Origin of the sequence: Vibrio hepatarius (genome assembly GCF_001274785.1) — a bacterium.
Classification (GTDB): Bacteria; Pseudomonadota; Gammaproteobacteria; order Enterobacterales; family Vibrionaceae; genus Vibrio; species Vibrio hepatarius.
Map to the genome: position 1 here is coordinate 161,521 of NZ_LHPI01000004.1, position 15,207 is coordinate 176,727.

Here is a 15,207-nt window from a genome sequence, read left to right on the forward strand (position 1 = left end):
TCAGTTTCACAGTTCTCTGCCATACTCTATCCTATAAAGAAAAGAATAAGGTTGTCGTGATGGGGAATTGGAAAATCTATCTGTTGCTGGTGTGCTTGTTTCCTTTACCAGCGGCAGCGTCAGGCTATTTTGAACGTCTAGGATGGACATCGCAAGATGACCAAATTCATAAGTTAGTTCATTACCCTGATTTACTGGAACAGATCTACCAAGATAACGGTGATCAGCTGATTTGGTATGACTTACAGCTAGGTAGTAACTTAGAGTTCCGCCTAGAGGTGATTCAGCGTGCCGGTTTCAGTCCTCTATTTACCCGTCAACTTAATTTTCTCCAATACTATCGTAAGAGTAATCGTTGGTACGAGTACGATTTGCTGGCGACAGACACCCTGATTCTGTATCTAAACTATGCTGAGAAAGCCAAGAATGAAGGCCGTTACTGGTTCTTTGAGCAAAAGCTGACTGAGCCACTGACACCACCGCTTGAAAGCACGATTATCGCCCTCAAACGTGCGGTTGCGAGTCAACAACTTGCTGCGCTGATTGATACCTATACTCCCGATAATGACAGCTACCAGCGTTTGATTGATACATATCTAAATTTGGTGCGCTATCAAAAAAACTACATCCCTCGCTACAAACAAACGGGTTTGAAACGAGTCGGTGACACGCTTGATGACCGTAATCTGTTGCTTGAGCGCATGTCGATTGTCGATGTTGATTTAAGCGATGTACGTCGTGACGTGACTTGGTATGACGCCAGCTTAGAAGGCGCAGTGAAGCAGTTTCAAAGATTGCATGGCCTGAAAGCCGACGGCGTGATTGGTCCTTCGACGTTGAAATGGCTTAATTTTCCGATTGAATCGCGGCTAAGTAAACTGGCGCTTAATGCAGAGCGTACGCGCTATTGGCCGACAGAGCGCGATACCATCATCGTTGTCAATGTACCAAGTTACGATATGAAGTATTGGTTGGATGGCGAAGCGGTATTTGAATCGAAAGTGGTAGTGGGACGAAAAGCAAGACCAACGCCAGTGATGCGCACGAACTTGAATGCGTTGATCCTCAACCCGACGTGGAATGTGCCATGGAAAATCATGGTCGAAGACATTATTCCAAAAGTGAAGCGAGACCCGAGTTATCTCAGTCGTCATAACTTTGAGATCTTACCTAAGTGGGGTTCTCCAGATAGAATCAATCCACAAGAAATTGACTGGGCGAGTGTCAATCCAAAAGCGTTCCCATACCGCATGACTCAACGTTCGGGTTATCAAAATGCGCTAGGGCTATACAAGTTCAACACGCCGAATGCCAGAGCCATTTACCTTCACGACACGCCGAGCAAAGGGCTTTTCTACCGCGAGCAACGCGCGTTTAGCTCGGGATGTATCCGAGTTGAACATGCAGACGTATTTGCGGACCGTATCCTCGAATCGCAAGGTATTTCGGCGCAACAAGTGTCGGAATCTCGAGAGTTGTCTAATAAAGCGATTCCATTGCGCCAGAGAATCCCGGTACATATCATTTATCAAACTGCTTGGTATGAGGGTGGCAAAACACATTATAGGGAAGATGTTTACCACCTAGATAACCTCGCAAGCGGCAAAGGGTGAGCTTTACCGAAAAATGACGTTTAGACGATTTCGAGTATTTTATTAATCCTGTCAATAAGTAAGCACAAAATAGCCACAATTTGTGCTTTTTTAGCACGTTTTATGCATTTGCACTTCATATAAGAGTTGGGTAATGTCGCTTTTTGACATTTGAATTAACAAGAATGAAGGCAATTCGCGGTGGATTTTTCTCGAAGAGATTTTCTAAAGTTAACCGGCAGTGGGCTGGTGGTAGCAAGTTGTGCTCCGGGATTAGCATTTGCATCATACCCGGATAAACCTAGAGAATTGGCGCTTAATAACCTTAATACGGGTGAAGCGCTCGAAACTTGCTATTTTGATGGCAAAAACTACCTCAAAAATGAGTTATCTCGACTTAACCATTTGTGCAGAGATTACCGTCGCAACGAAGTTCACGCGATGGACAAGTATCTGTTTGACCAAATTTCTTTGATACAAGCAGAGCTTGGTGTTGAGTCAGAAGTGTTGGTGATTTCCGGTTACCGCTCGCCAGCGACTAACGAAGCGCTGCGCGCCAAGTCCGGTGGTGTGGCGAAAAAGAGTTATCACATGCTGGGACAGGCGATTGATTTCCGCTTAGACGGCGTTAACTTAAAGCAGGTTCGCGACGCCGCGATCAGTCTTAAGGCTGGTGGGGTGGGTTATTATCCTCGTAGTAACTTCATCCACATCGATACTGGTCCGGTCCGCTACTGGGCTTAGCACCAACATACGGTTGTCAAAGACCTTGTCAGATGTCATAGTTCTGCCAGTTATGATTTCTAATAAGGTCTTTTTATGTCGCTGAAGTATCAAGTCGTTCCAGTTACCTCGTTTTCTCAAAACTGCTCTATCGTATGGTGCGATGAAACCATGGAAGGCATCGTGGTTGATCCGGGCGGCGACGTAAAACAACTTGAAATGCTAATTAATGAGCTTGGCGTTAAAGTCGTCAATCTTGTTCTGACTCATGGTCACCTTGACCACGTAGGTGGTACTGAGCCTTTGGCTCAAGCACTGGGTGGTGTAGAAATCGTCGGTCCACACAAAGACGATAACTTCTGGCTACAAGGTCTGGAAGGTCAGAGCCAAATGTTTGGTTTTCCTCTGACTCAAGCGTTCGAGCCGAATAAATGGTTGGAAGAAGGCGACAAGATCCACTTTGGTAAGCAAGTGATGGACGTGATTCACACGCCGGGGCACACGCCAGGTCACGTTGTGCTGTTTAGTGAAGAAGCGAAACTGGCTTTTGTTGGTGACGTTCTTTTCAATGGCTCTATTGGTCGTACCGACTTCCCGAAAGGCGACTTCAATACGCTGATTAACTCTATCAAGTCTAAACTGTGGCCATTAGGTAAAGACGTTCGTTTTGTTCCGGGCCATGGTCCTGAGTCGACGTTTGGCCACGAACGTGCTTCAAACCCATTTGTTGCAGACGAAATGCCACTTTACTAACACTCTACAAAGATGAATAAAAAGGTCGCTCTCGCGGCCTTTTTAATGTCTGGAAGTCTACTCTTCCGGCTCGGCCGCCGCGAGATATCTTCTCGTTAAGCCGACAAACTCTTCTGGCGATCGGTCTAAGTCATGAACGGAAATGAAGATATCGTAATCGTAGTAGCTTCTTTGATGCATCATTCGGTTGGCTAACATCGCTTGTAGTCCCTTAAATTCTTCGCCATTCGAGTTCTTATAGGGTTTGGAGTCTAAGACAATATCTTCAAATGCGGTGGCTTCTTGATTCTGCTTGGCGCCTAAGTAAAGTAGCGCGCGCTGGCTCAGCAATATCTCAGTCGCAATCCTTGGACAGATACTCATCAGATAAGGGGAATAGTGTTTCAGCTTGATGCCAATCCACGGCAGGGGGTGTTGCCAACCATCTTGGTCGTATTGGCAGATACCAATTTTGCTGATGTTGGTCCACTTTACAACCCAACCGCCTTTAAACAGGTGTTGCTGAAAGTGTGTAGGAGTGAGGGTATAGGCGACCGTCGCCTTTTTTATCATTAAATACGCAAAACCAAGCACAGAAGTGATCACCACTAGGGTGAGTAGCGCTTGCTGCCAACCCGGAGAATACATCACCAAAAAAATTAGAGCGATTACCATTATCCATCCAAAAAGTTTCATGGTTGGTGACTTGAGATTGATGGGTTGATTGGTCAGATGTTGCGTTTGCATACGACGTACTCTTAAACGTAAAAAACCTCTGTTTATATATTCAGTAGTCTAGAAAGTATCTTAGCACCCCTTGATTAAATTGTAGTCTTATAACCGCATATCGCGCATTTTTGGCCGAATAAGCGTGGCTTACCCTGTAAATGACGGCAAAATTTTGGTATAAAACGCGCTTCAAATTTTCACCACTGCTCCGTATGCAGTGAACTGGAGAAATACTCGATGAGACTTGCTCATAAGCGTAAAGTGCAGATGAAACTGCAAAAACGCATTAAAGCGACAGTTGCAAACGTAGAAGCAACAAAGAAAGCTAAGCCTGTAGTTGAGAAAAAAGTAGCTGTAGCACCAGCAGCGGAGAAAGTTGTAGTAGCGAAAGCAACTGACGTTGCTTTAACGCCAAAACAGCAACAAGTTCTTGATATCGTTTTAGCGAACGCTGAAGGTATCAACCCTAAAGGTATCGGCCTAGCTGCTGGTCAAGAAGACGCAAAAGCAGCTTCATGGGCAACAGGCGCTCTTAAAAAGCTTCTAGAAGAAAACCTAGTAGTGAAAGAGCAGCTAGCGGGCAACAAAGTTATTTACAAAGCCGTTTAAGTTCCGCGAAATCCTGATTGAGTCAATCGGGTAGATAGCTTTAGAAAGCCTCGACTTGTTCGGGGCTTTTTTGATCGCAAAATCTGAGCAATTAATTTTATATCTATCACATTTATTACAATTCTAATACAAGCCCACTATCGAAAAGTGACTAAGTATTACTCCACTAGTTAAGTGAATCTCCTAAATTTTAACTCAATGATTATTATCGATTTATGAGTTTTATCTCAAATTATCCTACGTAGTTATACGTAAGGCTTTGGTCGAATGAGTCAAATTTATGTAAACATTATTCCGTGTTCTCGCTGATTTTTTCTTGGCGGCGCCTGTTTCATTCTGTATGCGAAACAGAAACTACCTATTGAAGGTATGTCGTTTAACAAAGGACGTGAACATGAGTCTAATCAAGCAATCTTTGAAACGTGTATTGAAAGGAACCGCGATGGCAGCTGCGTTAGCTGTTATGGCGACATCTGCGAATGCGGCAGAAAAAGTTTACCGCCTAAAACTGGCGGAAACATGGGGACCAAACTTCCCGGTATTTGGTGACGCAACCAAGAATATGGCGGCAATGGCTGAGAAAATGTCGAACGGTCGACTACAGATCCGTATTGACTCAGCAAACAAACACAAAGCGCCGCTTGGCGTTTTCGATATGGTGAAATCTGGTCAGTACGACATGGGCCACTCAGGTTCGTACTACTGGAAAGGCAAAGTGCCAAACACGCTTTACTTCACTTCTATGCCTTTCGGTATGACACCAGCAGAGCAATACGCTTGGTTCTATCACGGTGGTGGTATGGAACTGATGGAGAAAGTTTACTCTCCACATAACCTGCTTTCTTTCCCAGGTGGTAACACCGACGTTCAGATGGGTGGCTGGTTCCAAAAAGAAATCAATACAGTTGAAGACCTTCAAGGTCTGAAGATGCGTATTCCAGGTTTTGCGGGCGAAATCTTAGCGGAGCTAGGTGCAAAACCAACCAACATCGCACCGGGTGAGCTGTACACCTCGCTAGAACGTCGTACTATCGACGCACTAGAGTGGGTTGGCCCATCACTTGACCTGCGTATGGGTTTCCACAAAATCGCACCTTACTACTACACAGGCTGGCATGAGCCAGGTTCAGAGCTGCAATTCCTAGTGAACAAACGCACTTGGCAGCGTCTACCTGAGGACCTACGTGAAATTCTACGCGTAGCAATGCGTACAGCGGCTTACGATATGTACACTCAAGCAACGCATGAAAGCGGTAAGAACTGGGCTTCTATCAAAACAGAATACCCAAATGTTCAGGTAAAAGACTTCCCACCAGCAGTAATGCAAGCAATGCGTGACGCAAACGCTCGTCTGCTAGCAAAACACGCAGCGGAAGATGAATTGGCGAAAGAGATCCAAAAATCTCAAGCCGACTACCTAAAACAAGTTCGTGCATGGACGGATATCTCACACCGTGCTTACTTGAACAACCAAGCCGCACAAGAAACTAAATAATAATTAAATTAATCCCTTCGTAGTGACAATGTCACGTAGTGGGGAGGCTCAAGAAAACTCAATATAACGCCACTCAGTTGAGTGGCGTACATCAAGAATTCCATGGAGTAGGGAATGAGAAGTCTGATTTATATCGAGCGATTGTTTAATCGTTTTGGCGACTTTCTAGGGTGGTTGTCCAGCATATTGTTTATTTTGCTACTCGCAAACGTCGTGTATGACGTCGTGATGCGATACGCGTTTAACGATGTGTCAATTGCGTTCCAAGAGATGGAATGGCATTTGTTCTCAGCCGTATTTTTGCTTGGTGTCCCTTATGCGATCAAAGCGGGCGGACACGTGCGAGTCGATTTGTTCTATGAAAGGCTGTCACACAAGGCGCAAGCCGTGATCGATTTGCTTGGCACACTCTTTTTCCTATTCCCATTTTGTTTATTGGTGGCGTGGTACGGCATCGACTTTGCGAAAGAAAGCTACGCATTAGGTGAAACTTCTGGCGATCCGGGTGGCTTACCTTACCGCTGGATCATCAAGGCTATGATTCCTCTTTCCTTCTTCTTTATGGCGATCAGCGGTATCGGTTTATTGCTGCATTCGCTTAACAAAATCATCAATCCCCATTTGATATACGCCAATAACGGCGAACAGAAGTAGGAGCAAATCATGGTCGGTATAGTAATGTTTTTCGTTGCCTTGTTTGCTTTGCTACTTGGCTTTCCAGTTGCCTTTACCTTCGGTGGTATTGCACTGATATTTGGCGTTTGGGCCGAAGGCTTTGATATGTTCGCCTTTATGCCATATCGCATTCAGTCCATTATGGAGAACACGGTGTTGATGGCAGTGCCGTTGTTTGTCTTCATGGGCTTGGTGCTACAAAAAACACGTCTTGCAGAGCAGTTGCTTGAATCGATGGGTAAACTGTTTGGTGGCGTGCGCGGCGGTATCGCGATCTCAACAGTCTTGGTTGGCGCGTTGCTTGCGGCATCTACGGGGGTCGTCGGTGCATCTGTGGTTGCGATGGGACTTATCTCTTTGCCCGTAATGCTTAAGTACAACTACGACAAAGGTTTAGCGTGCGGCACCATTTGTGCGTCTGGTACGTTAGGGCAAATTATCCCGCCATCAATCGTATTGATCTTACTTGGTGATGTACTAGGCGTGCCAGTCGGCGATTTGTTCCAAGCTGCAGTGTGGCCGGGTTTAGTTTTGGTTGGCGCGTACGTGGTTTACATTCTTATCTACGCAAAAATGAATCCAGAAGCGGCTCAACCTATTCCAAGTGATGGTTCGGTCAGCCGTAAAGAAGAAGTGATTACCGCTCTGAAAGCTGTGATTCCGCCACTGGCTCTGATCGTTGTGGTTCTGGGGTCCATCTTTGCTGGTGTCGCAACGCCAACAGAATCTGCTGCGTTAGGTGGCGCTGGGGCGATTGTTCTTGCACTTCTGTATAAGCAATTTAGCTGGAAGATGGTTTACGACGCGTCGAAAGAGACGGTTAAAGTGACCGCGATGGTATTTGCTATTCTGTTGGGTGCGACGGCATTCTCAATGGCGTTTACCTACACGGGGGGTGACTACTTAGTGGAAGAGTGGATGCTGCAGCTGCCGGGTGATAAGTGGGGCTTTTTGATTGTTACTATGTTGGTCATCTTGGTGTTGGGTTTCTTTATCGACTTCGTTGAAATCTGTTTCATCATCGTGCCAATCCTAGCTCCTATTGCAGAGATCATGGGCATCAACATGACTTGGTTTGCGATTTTGATTGCAATGAACCTACAGACTTCGTTCCTGACGCCGCCATTTGGTTTTAGCTTGTTCTACCTTAAAGGGGTCGCACCACAAGGTGTGACGACCAGAGATATCTACCGAGGCGTGATGCCGTTCATCGCTATCCAAATATTGATACTCTCTAGCTTACTGATATTCCCGGGATTCTATGGAATGTGACCGGTTAATTACAGTTAATTAACAACAATTGATATAGTAAAGCTGCTTGTCGAAAGACAAGCAGCTTTTGTTGTATTAAAGGGAATGAAATGCATCTACAAGCGAAACTCATACTATTGAGCTTATTGCCGTTGTTGCTGGTGACCGCGATAACCAGCTGGATATCTATCTACCAAGCTCAGGCGTTAGGTGAGAACGAAGTCAAGCTATTCAAGGAAGGGCTGATCCAATCGAAAGAGACTGCACTGAAAGACCGTGTTGAGCTGGTGATTGGCGCTATTTCTCATATCTATAACGACCCTGACTTGCCGCAAGACGTGGCGCAGCAGCAGGTGAAAGAGATCGTTGATGGTCTGCGCTTTGGCAAAGATGGTTACTTCTTTGTTTATGACGAGAACGGCACCAACCTCGTTCACCCGATTATTCCTGAGTTAATCGGACAAAACTTACTCAATCTACAAGATGAAAACGGTGATTATCTGATTGAAGCCTTGCTGTATCAGGCGCAAAGCGGCGGCGGTTTTCATCGTTACTTATGGCAAAAGCCCTCAACGGGCGAAAACGTTCCTAAGCTCAGTTATGCCGCTTGGCTAGATAAATGGAAGTGGATGATCGGTACTGGTCTTTACATGGAAGATGTGTCGACCGAGGTTGCCAAGCTGCAGTCGGAAATTAACCAAAATATCGAAACCACCTTTTTTACTGTAGTAGTGATTGTGATTGTCACGGTGGCGGTGATTGTGGTGATCACCTTGGCGGTTAATTTACATGAGCACAGACTCGCAGATCGTAGCTTGAAAGAACTGGCGCATAAGACGGTGATGTTTCAAGAAGACGAGAAAAAACATCTCGCTCGAGAGCTACATGACGGAATCAACCAGCTGCTGGTTTCAAGCAAGTGCCACTTGGACTTGCTCAACAGCAAAATAGAGCAGCCTGAATTGCAAAAATACTTGTCGAAATCGCAACACTCTTTGATGACTGCGATTAACGAAGTGCGCAATATTTCACATCAACTGCGTCCAAGCGCGCTTGACGACATCGGTCTGGAAGCGGCAATGAACAGCTTACTTCAAGACTACAAAGCACATTCGGGCGTAGAAATTGAAGCGTCGCTGTCTACTCAACCTGGTCGTTTGCATTCAGAGGCCGCGACAACCTTGTATCGCGTGGCTCAGGAATCGCTCACTAACATAGAGAAACACTCCAATGCGACGAAAGTGAGTGTCATCTTGCAGCAGATGGGTAATATGTTGCAGTTAATTATTCGTGACGATGGCGTCGGCTTTGACGTCAATAGCGCGATGCGCAAAGGCGGAATCGGTCTGCGTAATATGCGTGAGCGAGTAGAGTTTATCGGTGGTGATTTCGAAATCGAGAGTGAACCTGGATTTGGAACGGAAATAACCGTGTTGTTGCAATTGGATGGATTGATTTATGGATAGCACAATTCGCGTGGTCATTGCAGATGATCACCAAGTAGTTTTGGATGGATTTATTGCGCGGTTGCAAATGGAGGCGGGGATTGAAGTCATCGGTACGGCGAGTAACGGTTTGGAAGCGATTAATGTTGTAAAAGAGTTGCAACCCGATGTCGTACTGATGGACGTTAGTATGCCAGTAATGAATGGCATAGAAGCCACCAGTGTGATTCGTGAAGAAAACCCGAATGCAAAAGTGCTGATGCTGACCATGCATGACAACCGCGAATACATTATGAAAGTCATGCAGGTGGGTGCGGTTGGGTACATGCTAAAAGAAATCAGCGCGGAAAAAATGGTTCAGGCGATCAAAACCGTCAACCAAGGCTCGACGTACTTTTGTGAGTCGGTGACACAAACGCTATTTTCTCAGGAAGTGACGCCAGCAGCGCAAAAGCCGAATCCGTTAAGTCGACGAGAAGAGGCTGTACTTAAGTTAGTTGCTCAAGGGCACAGCAGCAAGAAAGTCGCCTCGCTGTTGAACATCAGCTATCGCACCGTCGAAACTCATCGTCAAAACATCAAGCACAAATTGGATTTACACAGCACGGCGGAATTAGCCAAGTATGCAGTGGAAAGAGGGTTAGTGAGTTAGGCGAGAATGAGAATTAATGTTAGTATGACCGCGTTTTTCTCTATGCCACTAAGATAATGAAATATCCAGTCAATCAACACCAAGACTACCATGCTCATATCTACTTTGATGAGCAAACTCGCGATTTCTCTTTTGAGCTACGCGAGCGTATTCAGAACGAACTCGGCTTCGCTGTGGGCAATTTTCACCAGAAACTGGTGGGGCCGCATCTGCGTTGGAGTTTTGCTATCGAGTTCAAACAAGAGCAATTTGACCTGCTGATCCCTTGGCTCGATAACGCGCGAGCAGAGTTGTCTGTACTTGTTCATGCCGTCACCGATGACGACTACAAAGATCACACCGATTATGCTTACTGGCTCGGTTCTGAAGTAGAGTTAAACCTAACTCGGTTATAGTGGTATTAGAATTATTAATCGTAATGACAAATAGGCTGATTTGATACCGTTGGCGAGAGTTCTGTATAAGGCTTCTTTAAAGTTATTCTGGACTCTCCCCACTAATGAACCCGCTTATTGATGCTCTTTTTACCCACGGATACTACGTCTGGGACAACTTTTTAACCCCAGATGAAGTCGCTGAATTGAGAGAGCATCTGCCAAATGAATGGAACAAAGCTCGTATTGGTCGCAGTGAAGAGGCCATTCGAGAAGCTTCTATTCGTAGCGATAAAATCCAATGGTTAGAGCCGTCCATGGGTAAGCCAGTCGAGTCGTTCTTAGACCGAATGGAAGAAATCAGACTGGAAGTAAATCGCCATTTTTTCTTGGGCTTGTTTGAGTTTGAAGCGCATTTTGCTAAATACGAACAAGGCGATTTTTACCAAAAGCACCTCGATAGTTTCCAACACAACCGTAACCGTAGGCTGACGATCGTTTTCTACCTAAATGATGATTGGCAGGATAGCGATGGCGGTGAGTTAGTGGTTTACGATCTCGACGACAACTTGCTAAGCAAGATCTCTCCACAAGCAGGGCGTTTAGCGGTGTTCTTTTCAGAACAATTCCCCCATGAAGTTCTGCCAGCGAACAGAAAGCGTTACAGCATTGCAGGGTGGTTTCGCGTTAACGGCGTTACTGAAAACTACTTAGATATCGCCAGTTGATTCAAAGAAAAGCTCACCAGTGTCGAGCACACTGGTGAACTTGTAATTCATTAGACACAGAAATGGCAGTTTTCTTCGTTGAGACCAAATTGGCCTTTACGAATCGCTAGGTGTGCCTGACCTTCTTCCAACCCCATCTGATAACCCTTATCTAAAATCGTTTTGTTCATCGTCAGGCGTTTCACTTCAAAGTCTTCTCTAGGCGCAATCACTCGAATGACCGCATCGGCTGGTGGATTACGAATAAACTGCAACGATTGATTGTAATTCTCGGCGCGGTTCTTCATCGCCTCTGCAATTTTGGGGTGTTTCGCTAGCAAGCGCTCCAACAACCAAGAATGACGCGTTTTAGGCATCTCATAGCTCAGCGGGTGAGACAAAACCACTGTAATATCGCGTGCGCCTCGACGATAAGCCTCAATTACCGGAATCGAATCCGCTACGCCACCATCGGTGTAACACCCACCAGAGAAACAAGGCGTGCGTTTGTAAACCAATGGCAGTGCACTGGTCGCCTCAATCACATCGCTAAGGTTGTGGCGATTCACACTGTAGTAGTCTGCTTTACCGGTTTCTACATTCGTCGCCACCGCAAGCATTGGTGGGCTTTGCTGGAAAGCTTGTTCATCAATCGGGTATTGGTGCTGAGATTCCGATACCAACCACTTTACATCGACTAAGTTGCCGCCTTTAAGGAAACGTTTTGGATTGAAAAAGGCGCTGTCAGTAGCAAGAGTCGTAATAACGTCGTAGCTGCGCTTATGCTGTTTTGAGAGATAACCAATCAGATTTGAAGCGCCCGCTGAAACACCCACCGTAAAGTCAAAAGGGTAATAATCTTGCTTAATAAAGGTGTCTAGTACGCCCGCTGCAAATATGCCGCGCATTGCGCCGCCTTCTACTACTAATGCTTTCATCTGTTCTCATTCGTATCTGTTTTTTATAGCGTACTGAACTCGTCGACCTCGTGATAATCGGTTGTGTTAATCGTTGAGATAGGCGTTACCTTAAATAAATATTGCCTATCAAATTGATAGTTTTAATCGGATTTAACTATTTATCTACCCACGTTAAATTAATCCCACAGACACAAAAGATGTTAACGAAAATCTGAGGGCAAAGATTATGACGACACATGTAAACCTAATTGGCTTGAACCAAAATGACGCACAACAACTGGCAAATGAATTGAACCATCTGCTTGCACATTACCAAGTGTTGTACATGAATACTCGTGGTTATCACTGGAACATCAAAGGTCAGGCATTCTTTGAACTGCACGCGAAATTCGAAGAAATTTATACCGACCTTCAGGTGAAGATTGATGAACTTGCAGAGCGAATCCTGACGCTTGGCTTTACACCGGATCACAGCTTTAGCCAGTACCTTAAAGGCAGTTCAATTCTAGAACATCGCAACGCAACCCAAGGTATTGAGTGTGTGAGTGGGCTAGTCAGCGGATTCAGCACTTTGCTTGTTAAGCAGCGCAGTATTCTTGAGCGTGCTGGTGAAGCCAATGATGAAGGTACTGCAGCATTGATGGGTGATTACATCCGTGAACAAGAAAAGTTGATGTGGATGCTTAACGCTTATCTTCAATAAGCAGCTGTATGGACATACAGAAAACTTGACGAACTGGTTTGAGTAACTATACTGTTTATATAAACAGGTAAAGGAGGTGGCATATGATATGGGAAACCATTGAACGCGTTAACCGCCTACGTCAAAAGGCGTTGTCAGACCCGGAGTTTATTCAATCGGCGAAAGCCCATGAAAGGGCGATAAAAGACCAAGAAGACGGTTATGTTGCCCAGAATAAACGCGGTAAGAAAGCCAAAGCTAAGTCTCTGGCTGATATTTATAAACAGGTCGATTTTTCAGAGCAGCCTGATGATCGCCATCATTGATTCTAGCAACGTAACTTACCTTATCAACGACTAACGAACACAGTTCTTAAAACGATAAAAAGCAGCCACTAAGGCTGCTTTTTTTGTATTTATTCTGCTAGGGCGTGTTGACCTTTCGAGATGATTTTTGCAGCAGTTTGTGGGTTCTTTATACAAGGCAGAGGCTTAGATATGTAGTTACTCTACTTGATAAGCCGATAACGCAGTAGAAAGGGCCCACAAACGCTGCCCAAAGGGTTCGGCTAAAAGCGTTTTACTCTTTGTTGAGAGTTGTATTGCTTAGAATGACTAGGCGGCAAACCTCTCGCCGCGATTAAAACGCTTTTATCTCGAACAAAATTTAACCGCGAAAGGTCAACACGCCCTAGAAAATCAGGCAAAAAAAGGACCACTTTAAAAGCCCGATATGCAAAGCATTGGCCAAGGCTTGAAAGTGGTCTCACCACAGGAAGTAATTTTTACTCAGTATCTTCTTGGGAGAAGATAAACTTAGTGTAGACCACTTTTTGAGCATGCACTGGATGAGACGAATGAAGTTTGGATAAATGTCATCTTCATTAGGATAAAAAGTCACTTATCCTTAATAATTGTAAGTTTAATTTATGTGGCTATTCGGTTGGTTTTTGGTGAAATATCCCATAATGATGAATTTATGCGACAGTTATTTGCTATTTAGTTTTATTTTACTGGAGCGAAATTATTATAATGCCGCCCGAGGTTTGATCGGTAACAATGAAAGTTAGGTTTTCTCGCCGATCTCTGAGATATAGCTCACATCAGCTCTGCCTGTTGCATTGGTTTCAGCGTAAAATGCGTCTCCTAAAATATAGAAAACCTGGTACACCGGATAATTATAATGGATAACAAATTAGGTCTTAGCTCTCTGACCGCGATCGTCATCGGTTCGATGATTGGCGCAGGGGTTTTTAGCTTACCGCAAAATATGGCTTCTGTTGCGAGCCCTGCTGCGGTGATGATTGGCTGGACAATCACCGGCATTGGGATGATCTTTCTGGCGCTTTCTTTCCAAAAATTGGCGTTTCACCGCCCTGAAGTCGATAGTGGGGTATTCGGCTATGCAAAAGAGGGGTTTGGTGATTTCGTCGGATTCTGCTCTGCGTGGGGTTATTGGCTCAGTGCCATGCTCGCAAACGTCTCTTACTTGGTGATCGTATTTAGCACTTTGGGGATGCTTTTCGATACACCAGACTCTGTGCTATTTGGTCAAGGTAATACTTGGCTCTCGATTGCTGGCGCGTCTTGTCTATTGTGGATGGTGCATGCGTTGGTGTTACGTGGGGTGCAAACTGCAGCGCTGATTAACATGGTGACGACGTTTGCTAAGTTAATCCCGCTCTTGATCTTTGTCGTGTGTACCTTTATTGCGTTTCGTTGGGACACTTTTACGCTCGACTTTACCGGTTTGCACTTCGGCGAAGAGCACGATTTACTCTCGCAAGTTAAGAGCACCATGCTGATTACGGTGTGGGTATTTATCGGTATTGAAGGCGCAGTGGTGGTATCAAGTCGCGCCCGCGACCGCAAAGATATCGGCCGAGCAACAATTCTTGGTCTGCTGACAGCGCTTGCGATTTATGTCTTTGTTACATTGCTATCGATGGGTGTGATTAAACCAACCGAGCTTGCGGAGTTCCAAAATCCATCAATGGCAAAAGTGTTGACGCATATTCTTGGTCCGTGGGGGCAATACATCATAAGTATCGGCCTATTAATTTCGGTATGCGGTGCGTTCTTAAGCTGGACAGTCCTTGCTGCTGAAGCGCCTTATTTGTGCGCCAAGGAAAAAATGTTCCCTAAGGCCTACGGTAAGCTGAATGACGCAGGAAGCCCGGTTAAAGCCCTCACACTGACCAACATCTGGATTCAGGTATCACTGATCGTGGTGATGTTTGCGGGGAGCACTTACGACACCTTATTAGTTATTGCATCGGAAATGATCTTGGTGCCGTATTTCCTTGTGGGTGCGTTTGTACTGAAAATCGCTTTACAAGAGAGAAACCGCGGCAGCTTGTTAATGATTGGTTTCGGCGCGGCTGTTTATGGCGTTTGGCTGCTTTACGCGTCTGGTCTGAATTACTTAATGCTATCGGCAATCCTGTATGTACCCGGCCTGTACTTTTACATCCAAGCGAAGAAAGAGCAGGGCATTAACCCATTCCAAGGGAAAGAGCGGTTAGGGGCTTGCGCTCTGAGCTTAGTCGCTGTTGTGGCAGTTGGAATGCTGTGGAATGGAATGCTCGCGGTATAGAAAAAAATCCCCTCACATGAGGGGAT

General features: G+C 45.4%; 16 protein-coding genes. 14 read left to right on the forward strand and 2 right to left on the reverse strand.

The genetic code is table 11. From position 1 onward, the window contains the following. Positions 1 to 59 precede the first annotated feature (59 nt). From AKJ31_RS07430 to AKJ31_RS07440, 3 genes are all read left to right on the forward strand, one after another. On the forward strand, positions 60 to 1,613 hold the full coding sequence (locus tag AKJ31_RS07430; protein ID WP_053408470.1) for a L,D-transpeptidase family protein: 1,554 nt from the start codon (positions 60 to 62) through the stop codon (positions 1,611 to 1,613). 180 nt (positions 1,614 to 1,793) lie between these two features. Beyond that, on the forward strand, positions 1,794 to 2,336 hold the full coding sequence (gene mepK / locus AKJ31_RS07435; RefSeq protein WP_053408471.1) for a peptidoglycan L,D-endopeptidase MepK: 543 nt from the start codon (positions 1,794 to 1,796) through the stop codon (positions 2,334 to 2,336). 75 nt (positions 2,337 to 2,411) lie between these two features. After that, entirely contained in the window at positions 2,412 to 3,068 is a 657-nt protein-coding gene (locus tag AKJ31_RS07440) for an MBL fold metallo-hydrolase (RefSeq protein WP_053408472.1), read from the forward strand. Positions 3,069 to 3,125: 57 nt separating this feature from the next. Here AKJ31_RS07440 and AKJ31_RS07445 read toward each other — a convergent pair whose 3' ends face one another. After that, entirely contained in the window at positions 3,126 to 3,794 is a 669-nt protein-coding gene (locus AKJ31_RS07445) for a DUF2982 domain-containing protein (protein ID WP_053408473.1), read from the reverse strand. 219 nt (positions 3,795 to 4,013) lie between these two features. On the opposite strand from AKJ31_RS07445, the gene AKJ31_RS07450 reads away from it, so the two are divergent. The 8 genes from AKJ31_RS07450 (at position 4,014) to AKJ31_RS07485 (ending at position 11,005) form a co-directional block, all read left to right on the forward strand. Next, positions 4,014 to 4,385 carry a hypothetical protein gene (locus AKJ31_RS07450; RefSeq protein ID WP_053408474.1) on the forward strand — a complete coding sequence of 124 codons (372 nt, stop codon included), beginning with the start codon at positions 4,014 to 4,016 and terminating at the stop codon, positions 4,383 to 4,385. Positions 4,386 to 4,779: 394 nt separating this feature from the next. Next, on the forward strand, positions 4,780 to 5,880 hold the full coding sequence (locus tag AKJ31_RS07455) for a TRAP transporter substrate-binding protein (protein WP_053408475.1): 1,101 nt from the start codon (positions 4,780 to 4,782) through the stop codon (positions 5,878 to 5,880). Positions 5,881 to 5,994: 114 nt separating this feature from the next. Next, positions 5,995 to 6,534, forward strand: a complete 540-nt coding sequence (locus AKJ31_RS07460) for a TRAP transporter small permease subunit (protein WP_053408476.1) — start codon at positions 5,995 to 5,997, stop codon at positions 6,532 to 6,534. A 9-nt stretch (positions 6,535 to 6,543) separates the two neighbouring features. Next, positions 6,544 to 7,827, forward strand: a complete 1,284-nt coding sequence (locus tag AKJ31_RS07465) for a TRAP transporter large permease (RefSeq protein ID WP_053408477.1) — start codon at positions 6,544 to 6,546, stop codon at positions 7,825 to 7,827. Positions 7,828 to 7,916: 89 nt separating this feature from the next. After that, the gene (locus AKJ31_RS07470; protein WP_053408478.1) at positions 7,917 to 9,272 is read left to right on the forward strand and encodes a cache domain-containing protein; all 1,356 of its coding nucleotides are present in this window, start codon (positions 7,917 to 7,919) and stop codon (positions 9,270 to 9,272) included. After that, on the forward strand, positions 9,265 to 9,903 hold the full coding sequence (locus tag AKJ31_RS07475) for a response regulator transcription factor (protein ID WP_053408479.1): 639 nt from the start codon (positions 9,265 to 9,267) through the stop codon (positions 9,901 to 9,903). Before AKJ31_RS07470 ends, AKJ31_RS07475 begins: the two co-directional genes overlap by 8 nt. A 56-nt stretch (positions 9,904 to 9,959) precedes the next feature. After that, positions 9,960 to 10,298 (forward strand): DOPA 4,5-dioxygenase family protein, encoded by a 339-nt coding sequence (locus AKJ31_RS07480; protein ID WP_053408480.1) that lies wholly within the window; start codon positions 9,960 to 9,962, stop codon positions 10,296 to 10,298. Positions 10,299 to 10,402: 104 nt separating this feature from the next. Continuing rightward, a complete protein-coding gene (locus tag AKJ31_RS07485) occupies positions 10,403 to 11,005 on the forward strand; it encodes a 2OG-Fe(II) oxygenase (protein ID WP_053408481.1) in 603 nt (200 codons plus the stop codon). Between the two features lie 50 nt (positions 11,006 to 11,055). Here the strand turns inward: AKJ31_RS07485 and AKJ31_RS07490 are convergent, their stop codons facing one another. Further along, a complete protein-coding gene (locus tag AKJ31_RS07490) occupies positions 11,056 to 11,922 on the reverse strand; it encodes a patatin-like phospholipase family protein (protein WP_053408482.1) in 867 nt (288 codons plus the stop codon). A 208-nt stretch (positions 11,923 to 12,130) separates the two neighbouring features. Here AKJ31_RS07490 and AKJ31_RS07495 point away from each other — a divergent pair, with 208 nt between their 5' ends. From AKJ31_RS07495 to AKJ31_RS07505, 3 genes are all read left to right on the forward strand, one after another. Then, on the forward strand, positions 12,131 to 12,607 hold the full coding sequence (locus AKJ31_RS07495; RefSeq protein WP_053408483.1) for a Dps family protein: 477 nt from the start codon (positions 12,131 to 12,133) through the stop codon (positions 12,605 to 12,607). 83 nt (positions 12,608 to 12,690) lie between these two features. Next, entirely contained in the window at positions 12,691 to 12,912 is a 222-nt protein-coding gene (locus AKJ31_RS07500; protein ID WP_053408484.1) for a hypothetical protein, read from the forward strand. Positions 12,913 to 13,768: 856 nt separating this feature from the next. Next, entirely contained in the window at positions 13,769 to 15,181 is a 1,413-nt protein-coding gene (locus tag AKJ31_RS07505) for a basic amino acid/polyamine antiporter (RefSeq protein WP_053408485.1), read from the forward strand. Positions 15,182 to 15,207: the final 26 nt, after the last annotated feature.

What these genes read in the sequence shown, in the direction of transcription:
- AKJ31_RS07430 (WP_053408470.1), top strand. Translation starts at nt 60, where the DNA reads ATGGGGAATTGGAAAATCTATCTGTTGCTGGTGTGCTTGTTTCCTTTA.
- AKJ31_RS07440 (WP_053408472.1), top strand. Translation starts at nt 2,412, where the DNA reads ATGTCGCTGAAGTATCAAGTCGTTCCAGTTACCTCGTTTTCTCAAAAC.
- AKJ31_RS07445 (WP_053408473.1), bottom strand. Translation starts at nt 3,794, where the DNA reads ATGCAAACGCAACATCTGACCAATCAACCCATCAATCTCAAGTCACCA.
- AKJ31_RS07450 (WP_053408474.1), top strand. Translation starts at nt 4,014, where the DNA reads ATGAGACTTGCTCATAAGCGTAAAGTGCAGATGAAACTGCAAAAACGC.
- AKJ31_RS07455 (WP_053408475.1), top strand. Translation starts at nt 4,780, where the DNA reads ATGAGTCTAATCAAGCAATCTTTGAAACGTGTATTGAAAGGAACCGCG.
- AKJ31_RS07460 (WP_053408476.1), top strand. Translation starts at nt 5,995, where the DNA reads ATGAGAAGTCTGATTTATATCGAGCGATTGTTTAATCGTTTTGGCGAC.
- AKJ31_RS07465 (WP_053408477.1), top strand. Translation starts at nt 6,544, where the DNA reads ATGGTCGGTATAGTAATGTTTTTCGTTGCCTTGTTTGCTTTGCTACTT.
- AKJ31_RS07470 (WP_053408478.1), top strand. Translation starts at nt 7,917, where the DNA reads ATGCATCTACAAGCGAAACTCATACTATTGAGCTTATTGCCGTTGTTG.
- AKJ31_RS07475 (WP_053408479.1), top strand. Translation starts at nt 9,265, where the DNA reads ATGGATAGCACAATTCGCGTGGTCATTGCAGATGATCACCAAGTAGTT.
- AKJ31_RS07480 (WP_053408480.1), top strand. Translation starts at nt 9,960, where the DNA reads ATGAAATATCCAGTCAATCAACACCAAGACTACCATGCTCATATCTAC.
- AKJ31_RS07485 (WP_053408481.1), top strand. Translation starts at nt 10,403, where the DNA reads ATGAACCCGCTTATTGATGCTCTTTTTACCCACGGATACTACGTCTGG.
- AKJ31_RS07490 (WP_053408482.1), bottom strand. Translation starts at nt 11,922, where the DNA reads ATGAAAGCATTAGTAGTAGAAGGCGGCGCAATGCGCGGCATATTTGCA.
- AKJ31_RS07495 (WP_053408483.1), top strand. Translation starts at nt 12,131, where the DNA reads ATGACGACACATGTAAACCTAATTGGCTTGAACCAAAATGACGCACAA.
- AKJ31_RS07500 (WP_053408484.1), top strand. Translation starts at nt 12,691, where the DNA reads ATGATATGGGAAACCATTGAACGCGTTAACCGCCTACGTCAAAAGGCG.
- AKJ31_RS07505 (WP_053408485.1), top strand. Translation starts at nt 13,769, where the DNA reads ATGGATAACAAATTAGGTCTTAGCTCTCTGACCGCGATCGTCATCGGT.